The sequence below is a fragment of the Plantactinospora sp. B6F1 genome (assembly GCF_040120695.1).
In the GTDB taxonomy this organism is placed as follows: domain Bacteria; phylum Actinomycetota; class Actinomycetes; order Mycobacteriales; family Micromonosporaceae; genus Plantactinospora.
Window position 1 is genome coordinate 199,308 of the sequence record NZ_JBEEAC010000005.1, and the last position, 20,611, is coordinate 219,918.

The following is a 20,611-nucleotide window of genomic DNA, read 5'->3' on the forward strand; positions in this document are numbered from 1 at the left end:
CCCCCGCCACCTCGGGCGAAGCCCCCGGCCTGCGGGCATCCGCCGGCCGGGGGCCGCCCCACCGCACCTGGCCCGTTGTGGGTGGGTGGGTTCTCAACCCGGCGAGGCCGGCGCGCGCCGGCCCGACCGGTAGCCGTTCGGGTTCCCCGGCCAGGCCGGTGTGCGGTCGGCGGTGCCGGGACCGACCAGTGCCGCCGCCTCGCCGGTCCGGACCATCCGGTGCCAGCGCAGCCGGCTGCCGAGCAGCGCGGTGACCGTCGACTGGACGACCACCAGGTACATCAACTGCCGGTAGACGAGCTGCTGCAACGGCAGACTCCAGAGCGGACCGAGCCGCTCACCGTCCAGTCGCAGCGCGTACGCCGCGGTCCCCGCCTGGAGCAGCAACAGGCCGAGCCAGGCCAGCACGAGATGGCTCCACGGCAGGAAGAAGAGCCCGTAGAGCGCGAACGCGTCGACGGCCGAACCGGTCAGCGGCAGCAGCACCTGGAACACCGCGAGGTACGGGAGGGCACGTCGCCCCAGCCGCCCGCCCGGACCGCGCTCCACCAGGGCGTGCCGGTGCTTCCACATCGCCTGCATGGTCCCGTAGCACCAGCGGTAGCGCTGCCGCCACAGCTGGCGCAGCGAACCGGGCGCCTCGGTCCAGGCGATGGCCCGCCCCTCGTACGGGACCCGCCAGCCGGCGCGTAGCACGGCCATGGTCAGGTCGGTGTCCTCGGCCAGCGTGTCCCCGGGTACGCCGCCCGCGTCCAGCAGTGCCGCCCGACGGAAGGCGCCGATCGCGCCCGGGATGGTGGGCATGCAGCGCAGCACGTCGTACATCCGGCGGTCGAGGTTGAACCCGATGACGTACTCGAGGTGCTGCCAGCGGCCGAGCAACCGGCGCCGGTTGGCCACCCGGGTGTTGCCGGAGATCGCCCCGACGGAGGGGTCGGCGAAGCCCTGGACGAGCCGGTACACCGTGTCCGACTGGAACACCGTGTCCCCGTCCACCAGCACCAGCAACTCGGTCCGGGCGTGCCGGATGCCGGTGTTCAGCGCGGCCGGCTTGCCGGCGTTGGCCTGCCGGACGACCCGTACCCCGGGCAGGCGCATCCGCTCCACGACCTCGGCCGTGCCGTCGGTGGAGCCGTCGTCGACCACGATCACCTCGATCGCCGGGTAGTCGCTGTTGACCAGGGACCACACCGTCGCGCCGATGTTGGCGGCCTCGTTGTAGGCGGGCACGATCACCGTCACCGGGGCGAAGAACCGGCCAGCCGGCCTGGCCCGGGACCGGGCACGGGTCCGCCGCCGGTGCACCTCCGCGCAGGCCACCTGGACCACCAGCCGGGCCAGGCCGAGCAGCAGCGCCACGGCGAGCAGCCAGCCCATCACGGTGGCCAACCAGCCGGCGCCGGCCTGGGCGTACCGGAGGGCGGTGCCGCGCAGTCGGTCGCCGGTCGAGGCGACGAGCTCCGAACGGGGCGTGCCGAGCCCTTCCGACACGGTACTGAACCGGTAGCCCAGGTCCGTCATCTCCGGTAGCAGCCGGTCGAGCGCGGCAACGGTCTGGGACCGGTCCCCGCCCCCGTCGTGCAGCAGCACGACCGCGCCCGGCTCGTCCGGCACCGGCTTCCGGCCCCGACCTGGCTGCCCGGCCGACCTGCCCTCAGCGGCGGCGACGATGCGGTCGACACCCGGGCGACGCCAGTCGACGGTGTCCCGGTCGGCGAGTACGGCGATGTGGCCGGCCCGGGCCGCCGCCCGCAGCGCGTCGGCGTCGTCCGCGGTCAGGCTGCCCGCCCCGGACGAGTACGGCGGCCGGAAGAGGATCGGGGAGCGCCCGGTGGCCCCGGCGACGGCGCTCCGGGTGAGCTGGAGTTCCAGTTGGCGCCGCCAGTCCGGCAGGGCCGCCAGGTCCGCGTGGGTGAACGTGTGCGATCCCAGCTCGTGGCCCTCGGCGAGGATCCGCCGGACCAGTTCCGGGTGCTCGTTGACCCGGGCGCCGACGACGAAGAACGTGGCGTGCGCCCGGTGCCGTCGTAGCACGTCGAGGATCTCGGGGGTCCACCTCGGGTCCGGGCCGTCGTCGAAGGTCAGTGCGATCGTGCCGGCCGGCATCGAGCGGCTGACCGGGGTGGGACCGTCGAGCCGGAGGATCGGGCCGGCCCGGGTCAGCGCGTCGGGGGCCGGTGCCGGATGAGCCGCGGCCCGTCCGGAGCCGCCTCCGGCGATCGAGACGTAACCGTTGAACGACAGCGCGGCGAGCAGCACCGCGAGGCCGAGCACCAGCAGCAGCCAGTGCGCCCGGGGGTCCCGTCGCGCCACGTGTAGGGCCATCGGTCAGCCGGCCGCTGGCGATCGGCGGGATTTGCCCGGCTTGTCGGTGCCGGCGGCCGGATTGCCCGGCGACGGGTTGCGGCGCAGGTCGCCCTGTCCGGGGCGATCGGTGGTCGCGGGTGTCCCGGACGGCGGTGCCGGGCGGGTGGTCGGGTTCGCCGGGCGGGCCGTCCCGGGCGCTGCCGGTGCGGTCCGGGCCGCCCCACCGGTCGGGGGCGTGGTGGCCGGAGCGTCGGTCCCGGACCGTCCCGTCCCGGCCTCGTCCCGGAGGTGTCCGCCGCCCGCATCCGGCCACCCCGGCACCGAGGCCGACCCGCCGGTCAGCAGCCCGAGCGCGAGCAGTCCGAGGCTGACCAGCAGGCCGGCCCCGAGGCCGAGACCGGCGAGCACGACGACCCGTCGCCGTCGGCCGGTGCGATCCACGAAGACCGGCCGGACCCGGGCCGCCGACCGGTTCGCGATGGTCGGCCGGTCCTGTGGCGCCGACCGGTTCGCGATGGTCGGCCGGTCCTGTGGCGCCGGCCGGCTCGCGATGACGGGCTGGCCGTGGGCGGTCGGCCGGTCACTCGTGGCGCCCGGCTCGCCGGGGTGCCGGATGGTCGGCGGTGAGGGCTCGGCGCGGTGCGGGGCCGCCCGGTTCCCCCGGTGATCGGGGACCTGGGCGGCGTTCCCGCCGCGTGTCGTGCCGAGCCGGCCGCCCAGCGGATCCGGATTCGACGGCGGCGGAACCCGCCCGCTGCGGGGCAGGCGTTCGGCGGCGGGCGGGTCGAGCCGGTAGGCGTTTCGTTTTCTCATCTCGGCTACTACAGCGATGGACCCGCCCTCGGCGTCACAACCCGCGCCGGCCCGGAGATCGGCTCAGAACGGGTACGTCCGGGCCACCGCGACCAGTTCCGAACTGTGCGATCCGACGATCCCGACGCCCGGCGGGCGCGGGCGGAAGCCGGGCAGCCCGGCCAGGCCGTCACTGGCGTCCATCGCCCGCAGCCGTACCGGAGCGTCCCCGGCCGGGCGGAGCCGCAGCTCGATCTCGAACCCCTCGGCCGGCGGTGCGTGGAACACCACCCCGAACGGCTCCCGGTCGGCGGCCGGGCCGTCGTCGCCCCGGACCTCCGGACCGTCGACCCTGACCTGCCGGCCGGCGACCCGGGCCGAGACGACGGTGGCGGTCGCCGGGTCGACGTGCAGCGCGGCGAACCGTACCGGGCGCTGCGGGACGAGCCGGACGCGCAGCGTACGCACCCCGGAGTCGGTGACGTCGGCGATCGGGTCGAGCCGGGGCGGAGGCAGGGCGGCCGGTTCGGCGGGGCCGGCGCGCAGCACCTCGTCGCCGAAGACCGGGAAGGTGTCGCCGACCCGGGTCGGGCCGTCGACATACCGGGCGGTCCAGGGCTGTGGGTCGGTCTCCTCGCTGAGCCAGCGGGCCGTACCGGTGTCGGTGTCCAGTGCGTACATCAGGTGGGTCGGCACCGGGTGCGCGGCGTCGAACCGGTCCACCACCAGGCCGGTCCCGGTGCACGCCACGGCGCCGAGCAGCGCGGCCAGTGCGGGCAGCGCACCGCGCCGCCGGGCCCGGAGCGCGGCGATGCCGCGCTGACCGCCGGCCGCCGGGTGCAGCAGGTCGAGTACGGGCAGCGCGGCCAGCCCGAGCAGCACCGCGAAGAGTGCCCCGACACCGCCCATCGCCATGCCGAGCGCCGGGAAGAGCAGCACGACGGTGGGGAGCAGCACGAGTACCCCGACCGCCGCACCGGCGGTCACCGCGACCACCGGCCACGGGCCGTTCCGGGGTACGGCCAGGGCCGCCAGTCCGGCCAGCACGCCGGCCAGCGCGGGCAGGGTGGTCAGGTACGCGCCGCCGGGGGCCACCGCCGCGAGCAGCACCCCGAGTACGGCCAGCCAGCCCAGCCCGCCGACGGCGAGGGCCGCCGGACCGGTACGCCGACGGGTCAGCGCGTACCAGCCGAACAGCACTGCCGCGGCGAGCGCCACCACGGCCAGCCGATACCAGAATGGACGGTACGGGTCCAGCAGCGTCGCGTAGCCCGGCCGGATCGCGGTGACCCCGGCCCAGAGCAGTTGCGCCCCGAGCGGCGCCAGCACGATCGGCAGCAGCGCCAGTCCGAACCCGGCGGCGAGCCGGGGCCACGAGGCGCGCCCCCGCCGCCGGACGGCCCAGCCGAGTACCCCGACGCCGGCCAGCGCCAGCAGTGCGAGCGGCAGGGTGAGCCAGCCGGGATACCGGGCCAGCCCGCCGGGCAGCGGGAAGTAGGTGGCGTCCCCGGCGGCGTCCAGCCGGGTCAGGTCGATCGCGCCGAACTCCCGGGCCAGCCCGAGCGTGTTCGCCCCGTGCTGTTGCAGGCTGCCCCGGTCGACGTTGGCCGGGGTGTCCAGCGGGGTGTGGTAGAGCGCTGCACCGTCGATGTAGGCGGCGTTCAGCCCGGTGAAGCCGTGGTCGAGGAAGGCGGTGAAGTCGGTGTCGTTGGGCAGCAGTCGGTAGACCTCGACCGCGAACGAGGTACCCGTCGGGTACGGCGCGGCCCGGCCGAAGACCTCCACCAGGCCGGCGTTGCGCAGCGAGGTCTCGAACATGATCACCGGGCCGGTGCTGCCCCGCGCCTCCAGGTTGAGCACCACGCCACCGTCGGCGGCCAGCGGGTGGTCGGCGGCGAACGCCGATGCGCCGCAGAGGCAGGCCTCCTCGGCGTCGGTGAAGACCAGCACGACGTCGTTGCGGGGGCGCTCGCCCACGGTCAGCGCGCGGGCCACCTCCAGCAGTGCCGAGGTGCCGGCCCCGTCGTCGTTGCCGCCCGGCCCGACCTGCACCGAGTCGTAGTGGGCGACCAGAAAGACCCGACCGGTGGGATCGGTGCCGGGGATCCGGGCGACCACGTTGCGGACCCGGGCCAGTGTCGCCCCGCCCGCCCCGCCGCGCAGCTGCCCCGCCTCCTCGGCGACGGTGTCCTGCAGCTCCGGAGTGAGGCCGAGGCCACGCAGCGTGCTCTCCAGGTAGCTCCGTACCCGATCCGCGGCGGGGCTGCCGGCGGCGTGCGGCTCCGCCGCGATCGTCCGGAGATGCCGGTATGCCCGGTCCGCGCTGAACTCGTCGGCCTGTGCGTCGAGACCGGCCGGGCTCGGCGTACCCAGGCCGAGCCCGGTGACCAGGCCGACCGCCGCAAGCGCGGCCAGGGCCGCCAGCGCGGCGGGGAACCGGCGTCGGGGCCGGGCCAGCGCCCGCTCGGAAGCGGGCAGCCGGATCGCGGGGGGCTGGTCGGCGGGGGAGCGGTGGTCAGCGGCGGGCACGGGTGCCTCCAGGGGTCGGCAGTGGCTGCCATCATCGCGGGTGGGCGGCTCGCCGGCCGGCCGGGTCAGCTCGCTGGCGACCGGTCGCATAGCGTGATACGCATGTCCACGTACCGAATGACCGATCCCGTCGCCGTACTGCGCGATTTCGTCGCCCGGGTGGCGCCGTACGACCCGGGACCGGATGCCGCGCCCGTCGGCGTCGTCGAGGTCCGTGGCGCCGGGGCGACCGGGACGGTGTCGCTCACCCCGCACCTGGCCCGGGCCCTGGCCGAGGCGCTGGCGGGTTACCGGGACCCGGCCGACCGGGGCAGCTGCGCGGGCTGCGGGAGTCGCCGGCTGGACGAGAACCTGCACTGCCTGGACTGCGACCGGTTGCACGGGGTGCTCGGCCAGGTGATCGCCCACCAGGCCGAACAGGTACGCCTGCGGGACCCGGCCGGTTCGGCGCAAGCCCCGGGGTGAGGTGTGGCACCCCCGGTGACGCCGCGACACCGTGTCGGCGCCACCTGTGTTGTGTGGCAGCGTTGGGTGGTACAGGATCGGCGCGGATCGTCGTGGTGGGTACGGGTCGGAGACGATCGGACGGGGCACCGGGGGCCGGGTGACGGGGTGGCTCGATGGTGGCGGTAGGAACGGAGCGAGGAGGCGTCGTGACCGGATGGGGGGCGGACCGGTGACCGGATCGTCCGTCGTACCCGCACCCGCGTACCCGCACGGCGGGCTCGGGCGGCACGCCAAACTGCCGCCCCGGGAGCGGCTGCGGGTGTTGCTGATCGAGGATGACGACGCCGACGCCTTCCTCGTGGGCGAGCTGCTCGCCGAGACCGGTGACCGCATCGACCTGCTCGTCGCGACCAGTCTGAACGCCGCCCGGGCGCAGATCCGCGGCGTCGACTGCGTACTGCTCGACCTCGGCCTGCCGGACGCGCAGGGGCTGGACGGGCTCCGGCAGGTGCTCGGAATGTCCAGCAACGCCGCCGTCTGTGTGCTGACCGGCCGTTCGGACGAGCACCTCGGCATCGGCGCGGTCGCCGAGGGCGCCCAGGACTACCTGGTCAAGGGGCAGGTCGACGGGGTCCTGCTGGCGCGGTCGCTGCGCTACGCGGTGGAGCGGAAGCGGGCCGACGAGAACACCCGGCGGCTGCGCGAGGTGGAGCTGCGCCAGGCCGAGTCCGCCCGGTTGGAACGCGGCCTGCTGCCCCAGCCGCTGATCGACACCGACCTGGTGCAGGTGCACCCCTTCTATCGGCCGGGTCGGCACGAGGCGCTGATCGGCGGCGACTTCTACGACGTGGTGCAGACCACCCCGGACCGGATCGACGTGATCGTCGGCGACGTCTGCGGGCACGGGGTGGACGAGGCCGCGCTCGGCGTCGAACTCCGGGTCGCCTGGCGGGCCCTGGTACTCGCAGGGGTCCCCGACGAGCAGGTGTTGCCGGCGCTCGAACAGGTACTGATGAGCGAGCGGTCGAAACGGGAGATCTTCGCCACCGTCGCCGCCGTCCGGCTGGACCTGGCCGGCAACCGGGCCACCGTCCGGCTGGCCGGGCATCCGCCTCCGCTGCTGCTCGCCGGGGGGCGGGTGGCCCCGGTGCCGGCGCCGCACGGGCTGCTGCTGGGGGTACGCCCACGGCCGCCGGTGCCGTACGAGCTGAGCTTCGACACCGAGGACTGGTCACTGTTGATGTACACGGACGGGCTCATCGAGGGGCGGACCGGCGATGGCGACGAGCGGCTGGACGTACCGGGGCTGAACCGGCTGGTGGCCACCCCGGATGCCCGTGGGGTGGGCCTGCCGGAGCTGCCCGGCTGGCTGGTGGAGCAGGCCGAGGAGTACAACGGCGGCCCGCTCGCAGACGACGTGGCGATGCTGCTGGTCAGCCGGGGGGAGGGACGGTGAGGCCACCGGTACGTTGGACCCTGCGCCGTCGGGTCGCCGCGCTGTGCGTGATCGTCGGGGCGGTGCTCGGCATGCTGGCGGTCAGCGCCGCGCTCGTCGCCCACAGCAACCGGCAACATCTGGACACCCTGCTCACCAAGACCGGCCCGCTGCGCACCGACGGCCAGGCGCTGCTCAGCGCGCTGGTCGACCAGCAGACCGGGATACGCGGCTACGCCGTCACCGGCGACGACGACGATCTCGCGCCGTACCGGGATGGCCTGCGGCGGGAGACGGCGCTGATCGCCTCGATGGACGCACTCCTGCACGACCAGCCGGAGATCCGTCGTGAGCTGTACACCGTGCGGGACCACGCCCGGCAGTGGCGGGAGGCGGTGGCCGAGCCGGCGATCGAACTGACGATGCGGAGCGGGCCGGATGCGGCGCAGGCGTATCTGACCGGCCAGCCCGGCGACCGCTTCACCGAGCTGCGCGGCGAGGTGGAGGCGTTGCAGCGGTCGATCCTGGATCTGCGCAACAGCGTCGCCGCGAACGCCCGGGGGACCGGCAACACGCTGGTACTGCTGCTGATCCTGGCCGCGATCGTGGTGGTGCTGGCCGGGCTGGCCCTGCTGACCTCGCTGAACCGCCTGGTGATCGGTCCGGTCACCGCGCTCGCCGGCCAGGTGCGGGAGGTTGCCGGCGGGGCCTACCGGCGGGAGATCGAGCAGGTCGGGCCGCCGGAGCTGGCCGCGCTGGCCGGCGACATCGACGGGATGCGTCGCCGGATCGCCGCCGACCTGGACGAGGTGCGGCAGGCCCGGGAGCGGATCGAGTGGGTCAACAGCCAGCTGGAGAAGCAGGCCGAGGAACTGGTCCGGTCCAACCGGGACCTGGAGCAGTTCGCCTACGTCGCCTCGCACGACCTCCAGGAGCCGCTGCGCAAGGTGGCCAGCTTCTGCCAGCTCCTGCAACGCCGGTACGCGGGCAAGCTCGACGAGCGCGCCGACCAGTACATCGCGTTCGCGGTCGACGGGGCGCAACGGATGCAGCGGTTGATCAACGACCTGCTGGCCTTCTCCCGGATCGGCCGGCTCACCAGCGGTTTCACCGACGTGGACCTGAACGCGGTGATGGACGAGGTCGCCGGCCAGACCGAGGCCACCCGGCGGTACGTCGGCGGCGAGCTGACCTGGTCGGACCTCCCGGTCATCCGCGGCGAGGAGACCCTGCTGACCAACCTGCTGGCCAACCTGGTGGGCAACTCGCTCAAGTTCCGCCGGCCGGACGTCGCGCCGAAGGTGCAGATCTCGGCCCGGCGGGTGGACGACGAGTGGGAGATCAGTTGCCAGGACAACGGGATCGGGATAGAGCCCGAGTTCGCCGACAAGATTTTCGTGATCTTCCAGCGGCTGCACGCCAAGGACGCCTACCCGGGTACCGGCATCGGGCTGGCCATCGTCAAGAAGATCGTCGAGTACCACGGCGGTCGGGTCTGGGTGGACCCCGACGCGGTGGCCGAGGGCACGATGATCCGGTTCACCCTGCCGGTACCGCCGGAGTTGCGGGAGTCGATCGAGCCGTCCGGGGCGCCCGGGGCGGAGGGGGCCGAGCCGGCCCTGCCCGCGCCGGCATCCGGCACGCCGGCCGTGGACGAGGCCGACGCCACACCGTCGGGTGAGTCGGCTCAACCGGCCGGTGACATGAAGCAGACTGTCTGACTGATGAGTGGATCGACGAGGAGGGGCCGATGACGGCACCGGCGGACGGCAAGAGCCCGATCGAGGTGCTGCTGGTCGAGGACGACCCGGGTGACGTGCTGATGACGCAGGAAGCGTTCGAGGAGCACAAGCTGCGCAATCGGCTCACCGTGGTCTCCGACGGCGCGGCGGCCCTGGCCTACCTGCGGCAGGAGGGCGAGTATGCCGACGCGGTACCGCCGGACCTGATCCTGCTCGACCTCAACCTGCCCCGCCGGGATGGCCGGGAGGTGCTGGCCGAGATCAAACGGGACGAGCAGCTCTGCCGGATTCCGGTGGTGATACTGACCACCTCGCAGGCCGACGAGGACATTCTGCGCAGCTACCAGCTGCACGCGAACGCGTACGTGACGAAGCCGGTCGACTTCGACCGGTTCATCTCGGTGGTGCGGCAGATCGACGAGTTCTTCGTCAGCGTCGTGAAGCTTCCGCCGCGTGGCTGACCCCGAGTCGCGGCTGGTCGAGCAGGTCGGTGCGCTGCTGCGCCGGGCCGCCGCCGAGGCCATCCTGCCGATGTTCCGGCACCTGGCCGAATCCGACGTCTCGGAGAAGGCCCCGGGCGAGGTGGTGACGGTCGCCGACCACCGGGCCGAGGAGATCATCGCCGCCGGGCTGCGCCGGCTGCGGCCGGAGTCCGAGGTGGTCGGCGAGGAGGGGGTGGCCGCCGATCCGGCGGTCCTGGACCTGCTCGCCGGGCCGGCCGAGGCGTGGCTGGTCGACCCGTTGGACGGTACGGCGAACTTCGCGGCCGGGCGGCAGCCCTTCGCGGTGATGGCGGCGCTGCGGCGGGGCGGGCGTACCGAGGCGGCCTGGATCCTCGACCCGATGGCGGACCGTCTGCTGGTGGCGCGCGCCGGGGAGGGGGCGTACCTGGACGGGAACGCGGTGCGGACGACCGGCGAGTCGATTCCCGCCAGGTCGCTGCGCGGCGTGGTGGCGAGCCGGTTCCTCCCGGTGGAGCTGCGGGAACGGGTGACCGAGGGTGCCGGCCGGATCGGCACGGTGCTACCCGGGCAGCACTGCGCTGGTCAGGAATATGCGGATATTGTGGACAATCGGCAGCAGTTCGCGATCTTCTGGCGGACCCTGCCCTGGGACCACGCGCCCGGAGCGTTGCTGGTCGAGGCGGCCGGCGGGGTGGTCCGGCGGCTCGACGGCAGCCCGTACGACCCGGTCGACGGGCGGGCCGGGCTGCTGGTCGCCGCCAACGAATCGGTCTGGGACACCGTGCACGCGGCCCTGCTCGCCACGCACTGACCAGACTTGCCACGCACTGACTGGACCAGCCGAGGGCAATCAACCGTCCGATTTGGTTGTCATGTGATGCTTTCATGTGATATTGCGGTGGCCGTGACCGGGCCGACAGCGCGGCCGGCTTCCGGTAGGCTGACCGGCGGTCTCCGCCAGGTGGCGCCGTAAACGGTGCCGGCGGTGGCCGCCGCGAGTAGACCCTCATCGACCTGGACCGCGCGGCGCTCACGCACCGCGTCCGACGGTGCGGTCCGGCTGACCGCCCGGGGCAGGTCGAAGAGGGTCCAATGGTCAAGTGTGGACCCTCCCGGGTCGGCGACCGACGGAAGGAACGGCTTTCGTGCGCACAACGGCCATCGCCCGGCTCTCCCGGCCACGCCGGTTCACGGCGCTGCTCGCCGCCGCCGCGATCCTCGCCGGAGCCCCGGCGGCCCTGGTCGGTACGGCCACCGCTCCGGCGACCGCCGCGCCCAGTTCGCCCGGCGACGAGGGCGGCACCAAGAAGCTCCGGGACGCCCTGGAGTCCGCCTCCAAGGGGCACATCGAGGCGACCGCCAAGCTCAACGCCTCCAAGAAGCGGCAGAGCCAGCTCGGCGCGCAGCTCAAGCAGGTCGAGACCCGGATCGCCACCCTCACCCAGGAGGTGGCGGTGATCGCCGCCGAGTCGTACCGCCGGGGCCGGCTCACCCCGATCTCGGCCCTGCTGAACAGCGCCTCTCCGCAGTCGTTCGTGGAGCGGGCCGCCGGGCTCGAAGTGATCGCCCAGCGCGACGACCGGAAGCTCCGCGAACTCGCCGAGTCGCTGGACCAGGCGACCCGGGCGAAGAACGCGATCGACGCCGAGGTCCGCGAGCAGCAGCGGCAGGTCGAGGTCATCGCCCGGAAGAAGAAGGACGCCGAACGTGCCCTGGCCGCCGTCGGCGGCAACCCCACCGGAGGGCTGATCAGCGCCAACTCGCCGCTGGCCAAGCCCGCGCCGCGCAACTCCGACGGCTCCTGGCCGAAGGAGTCCTGCACCATCGACGACCCGACCACCAACGGGTGCATCACGCCGCGTACCCTGCACGCGCTCAACCAGGCCAAGGCGAACGGTTTCCGGCGACACACCTCCTGCCACCGCAGCGGCGGCGGCGGTGAGCACCCCAAGGGGCGCGCCTGCGACTTCTCGGCCGCGGCCGGCGGGTTCAAGAACGTCGACGCCAGCGGCGGTGACCGGACCTACGGCAACAACGTCGCCGCGTTCTACGTCAAGAACGCCAGCCGGCTCGGGGTGCTCTACGTCATCTGGTACCGGCAGATCTGGATGCCCGGTAACGGGTGGCGGGCGTACAACGGCAACGGCGACCCGGCTTCCGACCACACGAACCACGTTCATCTGTCGATGTTGTAGCCCGGAGCCGGCGGTGGAATGCGTACCATCGCTGCGATGGACTCTTCACCACCTGGGGCGGCGGGCAGCGCCACCGTCGCGGACGAGCAGCCCGGGGCACCGGCCCGGGCCCTGCCGGCCGGCCTGGCCGCCACCCTGGTCTTCGTCGCCAGCGGTGCCGTGCTCGTCCTGGAGACGGCGTCGCTGCGGCTCGTCGGCCCGTACGTCGGGGTCACCCTCCAGGTCACCAGCTCGGTGATCGGGGTGGCGCTGGCCGCGATCGCCTACGGCGCCTGGATCGGCGGGTGGCTCGCCGACCGCCGGGACCCGCGTCGGCTCCTCGCCCCGGCACTGGTGCTCGCCGGCATCTGCACCGCGCTGACCCTGCCGATCGTCCGGTACGCCGGCGAGGTGCTGCGCGGTGGTGCCGCCGTCGGCATCCTGCTGCTCACCGCACTGGCGATCTTCCTGCCGGCGGCCCTGCTCGCCGCGATCACTCCGCTGGTGGTGAAGCTGCAACTCGGTGACCTGCGGCAGACCGGGCAGGTGGTCGGGCGGCTCTCCAGCATCGGCACGCTCGGTGCGATCACCGCGACCCTCGGCACCGGATTCGTCCTGGTCGCCGCCCTGCCGAGCACCGCCATCATTCTCGGCCTGGCGTTCCTGCTCGGGGTGACCGGCCTGGCGCTCGCCGGCTACCTGCGCCGGCAGTCCCCGGCCGGGCTGCCGAAGGCGTCCCGGGTCACCGCGGCCGCGGCCGTGCTCGGCCTGGCCGGCGCCTCGCTCTCCGCCGTCGCGCCGAACCCGTGCGACGTGGAGACGGCATACCACTGCGCCTCCGTCGAACCGGACCCGGACAACTCCACCGGCCGGCTGCTGGTGCTCAACTCGGCCTGGCACTCCTATGTGGACCTGGCCGACCCGGGGCACCTGGAGTTCGAGTACACGAAGTGGATCGGGGCGGTCGCGGACGTGATGGCGCCGGTCGGGGCACCGCTTGCGGCCGTACACCTCGGCGGTGGCGGCTTCACCATGCCGCGCTACCTGACCGAAACCCGACCCGGGACCCACAACGAGGTCTACGAGATCGACGGTGAGCTGGTCGAGCTGGGCCGCCGCGAGCTGGACGTGCGGACCGGCCCGCAGCTGCGCGCCCGGGTCGGCGACGCCCGGATGCTGATCGGCGAACGGGCCGCGCGCAGCGCCGACCTGGTGGTCGGGGACGCGTTCGGGCACCTGGTGGTGCCCTGGCACCTGGCCACCCGGGAGATGGCCGCCGAGGTCCGCCGGGTGATCCGTCCCGGCGGCATCTACGCGCAGAACGTCATCGACCATCCGCCGCTGCGCTTCATCCGGTCCGAGGTGGCCACCGTGGCGGCCGAGTTTCCGCACATCGCCCTGGTCGCGCCGCCGGCCGCGCTGGCCGGCTCGCATGGCGCGAACTTCGTGATCCTCGCCTCGGATCGGCCGTTGCCGGTGGAGCGGGTGCGGGAACGCCTGATCACCTCGGCGGACGAGCCGGTCACCGTGCTCTCCGGTGCCGCGCTCGACGAGTTCGTCGACGACGCGATGGTGCTGACCGACGAGTACGCCCCGGTCGACCAGCTCCTCGCCACCGCCTGAGTCGCGCGCCTGAGCCATTCCCGCCTGAGTCGCGCGCGCCTGAGTCATTCCGCTTGAGCCACCCCGCTTGAGCCACCCCGTCTGAGCCACCCCCGCCTTGAGCCGCCGCGCCTCAGGCACCCGTCCGGGCCCTACCCGCCGCGCGTCCCGGAGCGTTCCCGCGGGCGGCCGGAGACCGGACATCCGCCGGCCACCGGGCACGAATCGGCTCCGGCAGGTGTAGTCGGGTGCCGTGCGGGCAAGAGAGATCCTCATGACCGGGTGGGGCAGGTGGAACGGAACACAGCGGCACGGCACGGAGCTGATCGGCGACCGCTACCGGCTGATCGAGGAACTCGGCGAGGGCGGCATGTCGGTGGTCTGGCGTGGCCACGACGAGGTGTTGGGCCGGCCGGTGGCGGTCAAGATGCTCGCCCCGCGGCTGCGCACCGACCGGGTGTTCCGGAACCGGCTCCGGACCGAGGCCCGGGCCGCGGCCCGGCTCTGCCACCCGCACATCACCGCCGTCTACGACTACGGCGAGTCGGTCCGGTACGGCCGGACCGTGCCGTACGTGGTGATGGAGCTGGTCGACGGCGAGTCGCTGGCGGACCGGCTCGACGGCGAGGGGACGCTGCCCTGGTGGGACGGGGTGGTGCTGGGCGCCCAGGTCGCCGCCGCGCTGACCGCCGCGCACGCCCGGGGAGTGGTGCACCGGGACATCACTCCGGGCAACGTCATGCTCACCGAGATGGGTGCGAAGGTCGTCGACTTCGGGATCTCGGCGCTGGTCGGCGAGCGGGAGGGTGACGCCGACAACGGCCTCTACGGCACGCCGGCGTACGTCGCCCCGGAGCGGCTCAACCTCGGCGAGGTCTGTCCGGCCACCGACGTGTACGCCCTCGGCCTGCTGCTCTACCGGGCGTTGACCGGCCGGATGCCGTGGCGGGCGTCGACGCGTACCCAGGCGCTCCGTGCGCACCTGCACGCCGAGCCGGCGCCGATGCCACCGGTACCGGGGCTGCCGGCCGAGGTGGCCGCGGTGATCGCCCGCTGCCTGGCGAAGAAGCCGGAGGAGCGGCCGGAGAGCGCCGAGCTGGCCCGTACCCTGGCCCGGGCGGCCGGGGTGGTGCTACCGGTCGCGGCCGGCTCGGCGCCCGCCGTGCCGCTGCACCGGGCCGACCGGGCCGACCGGGCATCGGGGACGGGGTCACCGAACATCGTCCCGGCAGCCGACCGGGCCGAGCCGGCACCGGCCATACCCCGGCTGGCCGCCCGAGTGCGCTCGGAGACGGCGATGCTGCCCCGGCCGGCGACCGACCCGCTGCCCCCGCCGGCCCGCCCCCGCCGACCGTCGGTGCGGCTCGGCAACCGGGCCCGGGTCGCGGCGGTCGGGGTCGGCCTGCTCGCGCTGGGCGGCGCCGTCTGGGCGGGCAACTCCGGCGGATCGGCGCCGGACGGCGAGGCGACGAACCTGGCGATGGGCGACACCGCCCGGTGCGAGGTCGACTACGTGCTGCGCGCCGACACCGGCCGGTCGTTCGAAGCCGAGATCACGGTCACCAACCTCGGCGCCGTGGCGGTGCGGGACTGGACGCTGCACTTCGCGTTCCCCGGCGAGCAGGTGCTGACCCGGAACCCGTCACCGGCCTCCCGCCAGCAGGGCCGGGACGTGCTGCTCCGGCCGGCCAGCGGCCCGGAGGCTATTCTGCCGGCCGGCGGGGCCGTGCGGTTCGGGCTGGCCGGCAACCATTCCGGCAGCAATCCGCTGCCGGTCGAGTTCCGGCTCGGCGAGACCACCTGTGCGGCTCGGGTCTCCGGTGTGCCGGGCGAGACCGGTGGCACCGCGGCCGGTGACGCGGTCGGGGCGGTGCCACCGGCGCCCGCGCCAGACCGGTCCGCGGGTCGGCCCGACCCCGCTGCCGGCGCGAAGGGCGGCGGCCCGAAGGGTGCGGAGCCGAAGGGCGGCGGTCCGAAGGACGCCGGTTCGAAGGGCAAGCGCCCGGGCAAGCAGTCGAAGGGCAAGGGCCCGAAGCCCGACCGCTACTCCTCCGGCGGCTCCGCCACGGGTTCCGGCGATTCTGCCCCGGGTTCCGGCGGCTCCGTCCCGGGTTCTGACGGCTCCGTCCCTGGTTCCGGCGGCGACCCGGGCGCGGGCCCCGGCGGGGCCTGAGCCCGTCCGCACCCGGGTTCGGTTCGCCGGCTGCCTGGCTGCGCCGGCCATCCCCTGGCCGCCACTTGTGGGTTTCCGCCACATAGCACGTGCGTGACGTCACTTCTACCGTGGGCCGACAATGCTTCTCCCACCTTCACCCTCACGTGGAGCGATGATGACGGTCCGGACGACGCGGCGGGTAGCGGTCACCGCCGCCACGCTGCTGGCAGGGGTGCTGGCCGCGACTGCCTGTGGCAGCCCACAGGAGACCGCGAACGGCGGCGGCGACAGCGCCGCCCCGGTCAAGGTCGGCCTGGTCTACTCCCAGTCGGGGGCGCTGGCCAGCTACGGCAAGCAGTACATCGAGGGGTTCCGGGCCGGGCTGGCGTACGCCACGGACGGCACCAACAAGATCGGTGACCGTACGGTCGAGGTGACCGAGGTCGACGACGCGGGTGACCCGGCGAAGGCGGTCTCGGCGGCGAAGGACCTGATCGGCAAGGGCTACAGGATCCTCGCCGGCTCGACCGCCTCCGGCGTCGCCCTCCAGGTCGCGCCGATCGCCGCGCAGAACAGGGTGCTCTTCATCTCCGGTCCGGCCGCCACCGACGGCGCCACCGGGGTCAACAAATACACCTTCCGCTCCGGGCGGCAGTCGTACCAGGACGTGCTGACCGCGAAGTCGTTCATCGGCGACGCGACCGGCAAGAAGGTGGTGGTCTTCGCCCAGGACAGCGCGTTCGGCAAGAGCAACGAGGCGGCCGTCAAGGCGGTCATCGGCGGTGCCGGCGCCACCGTGAGCAGCGTGCTCGCCCCGGCCAGCGCCACCGACTTCACCCCGTTCGCCAGCCAGTTGACGGCGGCCAAGCCGGACCTGCTCTTCGTGGCCTGGGCCGGCACCACCGCCCCGGCGATGTGGCAGACCCTGGACCAGCAGGGCGTACTCGGCTCCACCACCGTGGTGACCGGGCTCGACATCCGAGCATCCTGGCCCACCTTCGGGACGGCCGGCACCAAGATCTCCTTCCTGTCGCACTTCTTCGACGGCGCCGCCGACAACCCGGCCGCGCAGGCGGCCAAGGCCGCCGTACCCGGCGGGGTGCTGGACCTCTTCCACCCGGACGGCTTCGCCGCGGCGCAGATGATCGTGCGGGCGGTCCAGGAGGGCGGCGACGACGTCGACAAGATGGTCACCGCGCTGGAGGGCTGGAGCTTCGACGGGGTCAAGGGCAAGATGACGGTCCGGGCCGGGGACCACGCGCTGCTCCAGCCGATGTTCCAGGCCAGGCTGAGCGGCACCGGAGACGCGATGACGGCGGAGTCGCAGAAGGTGCTCACCCCGGACGAGACGGCGCCGCCGGCCGTGACGATGAAGGGCTGAGGTGTGCTCGCCACCCGCGACCTGAGCTGGCGGATCGGCGAGGTCGCCATCGTGGACGGCGTCGACCTGGAACTGGCCCCCGGGGAGTTCCTCGGGCTGATCGGCCCCAACGGCGCCGGCAAGACCTCGCTGTTCAACCTGGTCTCCGGGCTGCGCCGGCCGACCGGCGGCCAGGTGCTGCTGGACGGCACCGACGTCGGCGCACTGCCGCCGTACCGGCGGGCCCGGCTCGGGCTGGGGCGGACGTTCCAGGCGTCCTCGGTCTTCGGCTCGCTGAGCGTGCGGGAGAACGTCCGGCTGGCCGTGCAGGCGCACCGGGGCGGCTCGATGCGACTGTGGCGGCGGGCGGCGGCCGATCGGGAGGTGGTCGCCGCCGCCGACGCGGCACTGGACCGGGTCGGCCTGGCACACCGGGCCGACGCGCTGGCCGGCACGCTCGCGCACGGCGAGAAGCGGAAACTGGAGATCGCACTGCTGCTGGCCGGCGAGCCGAGGGTGATGCTGCTCGACGAGCCGATGGCCGGGGTGAGCGCCGAGGACGTACCTGAGCTGGTCGCGGTGATCCGGTCGTTGACCGGCGACAGTGGTCGGGCCGTACTCATGGTGGAACACCACATGGACGTCATCCTCGGGCTCGCCGACCGGATCGCCGTGATGCACCACGGCGCGCTGCTCGCCTGCGACGCTCCGGCGACCGTGATGGCCAACCCGGTGGTGCAGGAGGCGTACCTGGGTGAGGCGCTGTGAGTGAGAATCCCGTCCTCACCGTCGCCGACCTGTCGGTACGGATCGCCGGGCTGCACATCCTGCAGGGCGTCTCGTTCACCGTCGCCCCGCGCGGGGTGACGGTGCTGCTCGGCCGCAACGGGGTCGGCAAGACCACCACACTGCGGGCGATCCTCGGGCTCACCCCGCGCGGCGGCGAGGTACGCGGCACCGTGCGCCTCGGTGACCGATCGCTGGCCGGCGAGCCGACCCACCGGCTGGTCCGGGACGGTCTCGGCTACGTCCCCGAGGACCGGTGCGTCTTCGCCGGCCTCACCGTCACCGAGAACCTGCGGCTCGCCGAGCGGCGCGGCGGCGGCACCCCGGCGTACGACCGGGTGTTCGCGCTCTTCCCGGAGTTGAAGCGGCGCGGCCGGCAGCGGGCCGGCTCGCTCTCCGGCGGCCAGCAGCAGATGCTGGCGATCGGCCGGGTGCTGCTGAACGACAACCGGCTGCTGCTGGTCGACGAGCCGACCAAGGGGCTGGCGCCGAAGGTGGTCACCGAGGTGGCCGAGGTGCTGGAGCGGGTCGCGGTCGCCGTGCCGGTGCTGCTGGTCGAGCAGAACCTCGCGGTGGTACGCCGGCTGGCCAGCGATGCGGTGGTGCTCGCCGCCGGCCGGGTCGCCTGGTCCGGTGCCGCCGACGAACTACTGCGGGAGGCGGAGTTGACCAGATCCCTGCTCGGGGTCGGCGTGGCCGGCGAGCCGGCCGGGGTCGAGGTCGCCGGGGAGGTGCCGGCGGGATGAGTACCATCGTGCTGCTGACGCTGACCGGGCTCGGCCTGGCCGCGCTCTACTTCCTGGTCGCCTCCGGACTCTCCCTGGTCTTCGGGCTGGCCGACGTGCTCAACTTCGCGCACGGGCTCTTCCTCTCCGTCGGGGCGTACGCCACCTGGTGGGCGGCGGGGAGCCTGCCCGGCGCCGGCCCGTCCGGGTTCGGGTTCGTCCTCGCGGTCGCGTTCGGGGTCGTCGCCGGTGCGGTGGTGGGGATCGCCGTCGAACTGGTGATGATCCGTCCGCTCTACTCCCGCACCATCGAACAGGTGCTGGTCACCGTCGGGCTCTCGCTGGCCGGGGTGGCGCTGCTCCAGGCCACCTGGGGCGCGGACCCACGCCCGTTCCCGCGCCCGGACTGGACCCAGCGGGTCACCTCGGTCCTCGGCGCCAAGGTGCCGAACTCCGGCATCCTGCTGATCCTCGCCGCCGCGCTGGTGCTGGCCGCGCTGCTCGGATTCCTCCGCTACACCAGGTACGGGCTGGTGATCCGGGCCGGGGTGGAGAACCGGGAGATGGTCACCGCGCTCGGCATCGACGTCCGGAAGGCGTTCACCCTGGTATTCGCGATCGGTGGCGCCGCCGCCGCGCTGGCCGGGGCGCTCGGCGGTGTCTACTTCGGCTCGGTCTCGCCGAGCCAGGGCGGCGCACTGCTGATCTTCGCCTTCATCGTGGTGGTGATCGGCGGGATGGGCTCGGTCGTCGGGTCCGCGTACGCCGCCGTCGCGGTGGGCCTGCTCCAGCAGTTCGTCAACTACTACGGCACCTCCGGGGCCGGGGACATCTGCGTGGTCGCGCTGCTGGCGATCGTGCTGCTGCTCCGTCCGCAGGGCATCGCCGGAAGGGCGGCGACCACATGACCGGGCGGTCCGAGCAGGCCGGCGTGACCGGGTGTTCCGAGCAGGCCGGCGTGACCCGGTTGAAGACGGCGGCGGACAGCCCGCCGGAGGCACCGCCGACCGCCGGATCGGCGGTAGGTCCGGCGGCACCCCGCTGGCGATCGGCCCTGCGGACCTGGTCACCGCTGCTGGTGCTGCTGGTCTTCGCGGTGCTGCCGTACTCGACGCTCTCCGTGCCGGGGGTCTTCGACGGGCCGCTGAACGGACCGGGGACCCTGCAACTGCTCGCCATCTGCCTGGTTTTCGGCGGTCTGGCCGCCGGCTACGACCTGCTCTTCGGCCGGACCGGCATGCTCTCCTTCGGGCACGCGCTCTATTTCGCGGCCGGGGTCTACGGCACCGACATCCTGGTCACCAGGGCCGGGCTGCCGCTGTGGCAGGCGGCGCTGTTGACCCTGGTCGGCGGCACCACCCTGGCCGCGCTGCTCGGTGCGATCGCGCTGCGTACCGCCGGGATCGCGTTCGCCATGGTGACGCTGGCGTTCGCGCAGGTCGGCGCGATCCTGGTGGCCCGGGACTTCGGCGGGCTCACCGGCGGCGAGGAGGGACTGTCGCTGGACGTGTCGGGGCTGCCGGCGATGCTGGTCGGGGTCGGCAACACCGTCAACCTGTACTGGCTGGCGCTGGCGTACCTGGCCGTGGTCGTCTTCGTGGTGCACCGGGTGGCCGGTTCGCCGACCGGCCGGGTACTCGCCGGGCTGCGTGACGACGAGCGGCGGGTCGGGGTCCTCGGGCTCGACCCGTACCGGTTCAAGCTGCTCGCCTTCACCCTGGCCGGTGGGCTCGCCACCGCCGGTGGGGCGATCTACTGCCTACTGGTCGGTGGCGCCTCGCCGCACGTGACCTCCTCCGAGCTGACGCTGTCGCTGCTGGTCATGGTGGTGCTGGGTGGCCCGGGGACCCGCTGGGGCCCGGTGCTCGGCGGCGTGCTCTACATGTACCTGGACCACCGGCTGACCGCGTTCGGCACCTCGTCGGCGGTGGACTCGCTGCCCGGGGTGCTGAGCGTGCCGCTGTCCCAGCCGCTCTTCGTGCTCGGCACGGTCTTCATCCTGGCGGTCTACTTCTTCCCCGGCGGTCTCGCCAGCCTCTCCACCCGGCTCGCCCCCTTCCGCACCCTCCTCCGCATCCGCCGCGACGGTTAGC

General features: G+C 73.7%; 16 protein-coding genes. 13 read left to right on the forward strand and 3 right to left on the reverse strand.

Features of this window, described 5'->3' with window-relative positions; all coding sequences use genetic code 11:
* Window positions 1–93: 93 nt before the first annotated feature.
* The 3 genes from ABNF97_RS10195 to ABNF97_RS10205 form a co-directional block, all read right to left on the reverse strand.
* Window positions 94–2,313 (reverse strand): glycosyltransferase, encoded by a 2,220-nt coding sequence (locus ABNF97_RS10195; protein ID WP_349338368.1) that lies wholly within the window; start codon window positions 2,311–2,313, stop codon window positions 94–96.
* Between the two features lie 15 nt (window positions 2,314–2,328).
* On the reverse strand, window positions 2,329–3,120 hold the full coding sequence (locus ABNF97_RS10200) for a hypothetical protein (protein WP_349338369.1): 792 nt from the start codon (window positions 3,118–3,120) through the stop codon (window positions 2,329–2,331).
* A gap of 63 nt (window positions 3,121–3,183) precedes the next feature.
* On the reverse strand, window positions 3,184–5,718 hold the full coding sequence (locus ABNF97_RS10205) for a M28 family peptidase (RefSeq protein ID WP_502930473.1): 2,535 nt from the start codon (window positions 5,716–5,718) through the stop codon (window positions 3,184–3,186).
* 12 nt (window positions 5,719–5,730) lie between these two features.
* Between ABNF97_RS10205 and ABNF97_RS10210 the strand changes: the two genes are divergently transcribed.
* The 13 genes from ABNF97_RS10210 to ABNF97_RS10270 all read left to right on the forward strand — a co-directional run bounded on the left by ABNF97_RS10210 (window position 5,731) and on the right by ABNF97_RS10270 (window position 20,610).
* A complete protein-coding gene (locus ABNF97_RS10210; RefSeq protein ID WP_349338371.1) occupies window positions 5,731–6,093 on the forward strand; it encodes a hypothetical protein in 363 nt (120 codons plus the stop codon).
* A 196-nt stretch (window positions 6,094–6,289) separates the two neighbouring features.
* The gene (locus tag ABNF97_RS10215) at window positions 6,290–7,531 is read left to right on the forward strand and encodes a PP2C family protein-serine/threonine phosphatase (protein WP_502930474.1); all 1,242 of its coding nucleotides are present in this window, start codon (window positions 6,290–6,292) and stop codon (window positions 7,529–7,531) included.
* Window positions 7,528–9,231 carry a sensor histidine kinase gene (locus ABNF97_RS10220; RefSeq protein WP_349338373.1) on the forward strand — a complete coding sequence of 568 codons (1,704 nt, stop codon included), beginning with the start codon at window positions 7,528–7,530 and terminating at the stop codon, window positions 9,229–9,231. The genes ABNF97_RS10215 and ABNF97_RS10220 overlap by 4 nt, the downstream gene beginning before the upstream one ends.
* 29 nt (window positions 9,232–9,260) lie before the next feature.
* A complete protein-coding gene (locus ABNF97_RS10225; RefSeq protein ID WP_130461857.1) occupies window positions 9,261–9,713 on the forward strand; it encodes a response regulator in 453 nt (150 codons plus the stop codon).
* On the forward strand, window positions 9,706–10,527 hold the full coding sequence (locus ABNF97_RS10230; protein ID WP_130461858.1) for an inositol monophosphatase family protein: 822 nt from the start codon (window positions 9,706–9,708) through the stop codon (window positions 10,525–10,527). The genes ABNF97_RS10225 and ABNF97_RS10230 overlap by 8 nt, the downstream gene beginning before the upstream one ends.
* A gap of 334 nt (window positions 10,528–10,861) precedes the next feature.
* On the forward strand, window positions 10,862–11,911 hold the full coding sequence (locus ABNF97_RS10235; RefSeq protein WP_486484568.1) for a coiled-coil domain-containing protein: 1,050 nt from the start codon (window positions 10,862–10,864) through the stop codon (window positions 11,909–11,911).
* Window positions 11,912–11,947: 36 nt separating this feature from the next.
* A complete protein-coding gene (locus ABNF97_RS10240; RefSeq protein ID WP_349338374.1) occupies window positions 11,948–13,513 on the forward strand; it encodes a fused MFS/spermidine synthase in 1,566 nt (521 codons plus the stop codon).
* A gap of 253 nt (window positions 13,514–13,766) precedes the next feature.
* Window positions 13,767–15,665 (forward strand): protein kinase domain-containing protein, encoded by a 1,899-nt coding sequence (locus tag ABNF97_RS10245; protein WP_349338375.1) that lies wholly within the window; start codon window positions 13,767–13,769, stop codon window positions 15,663–15,665.
* A 157-nt stretch (window positions 15,666–15,822) separates the two neighbouring features.
* Entirely contained in the window at window positions 15,823–17,028 is a 1,206-nt protein-coding gene (locus ABNF97_RS10250) for a substrate-binding domain-containing protein (protein ID WP_349338429.1), read from the forward strand.
* A 3-nt stretch (window positions 17,029–17,031) separates the two neighbouring features.
* Window positions 17,032–17,775, forward strand: a complete 744-nt coding sequence (locus tag ABNF97_RS10255) for an ATP-binding cassette domain-containing protein (RefSeq protein WP_130461859.1) — start codon at window positions 17,032–17,034, stop codon at window positions 17,773–17,775.
* Entirely contained in the window at window positions 17,772–18,539 is a 768-nt protein-coding gene (locus ABNF97_RS10260; protein WP_349338376.1) for an ABC transporter ATP-binding protein, read from the forward strand. Before ABNF97_RS10255 ends, ABNF97_RS10260 begins: the two co-directional genes overlap by 4 nt.
* Window positions 18,536–19,426 (forward strand): ABC transporter permease subunit, encoded by an 891-nt coding sequence (locus ABNF97_RS10265; protein ID WP_130461861.1) that lies wholly within the window; start codon window positions 18,536–18,538, stop codon window positions 19,424–19,426. The genes ABNF97_RS10260 and ABNF97_RS10265 overlap by 4 nt, the downstream gene beginning before the upstream one ends.
* A complete protein-coding gene (locus tag ABNF97_RS10270) occupies window positions 19,423–20,610 on the forward strand; it encodes a branched-chain amino acid ABC transporter permease (protein ID WP_349338377.1) in 1,188 nt (395 codons plus the stop codon). The genes ABNF97_RS10265 and ABNF97_RS10270 overlap by 4 nt, the downstream gene beginning before the upstream one ends.
* Window position 20,611 lies beyond the last annotated feature (1 nt).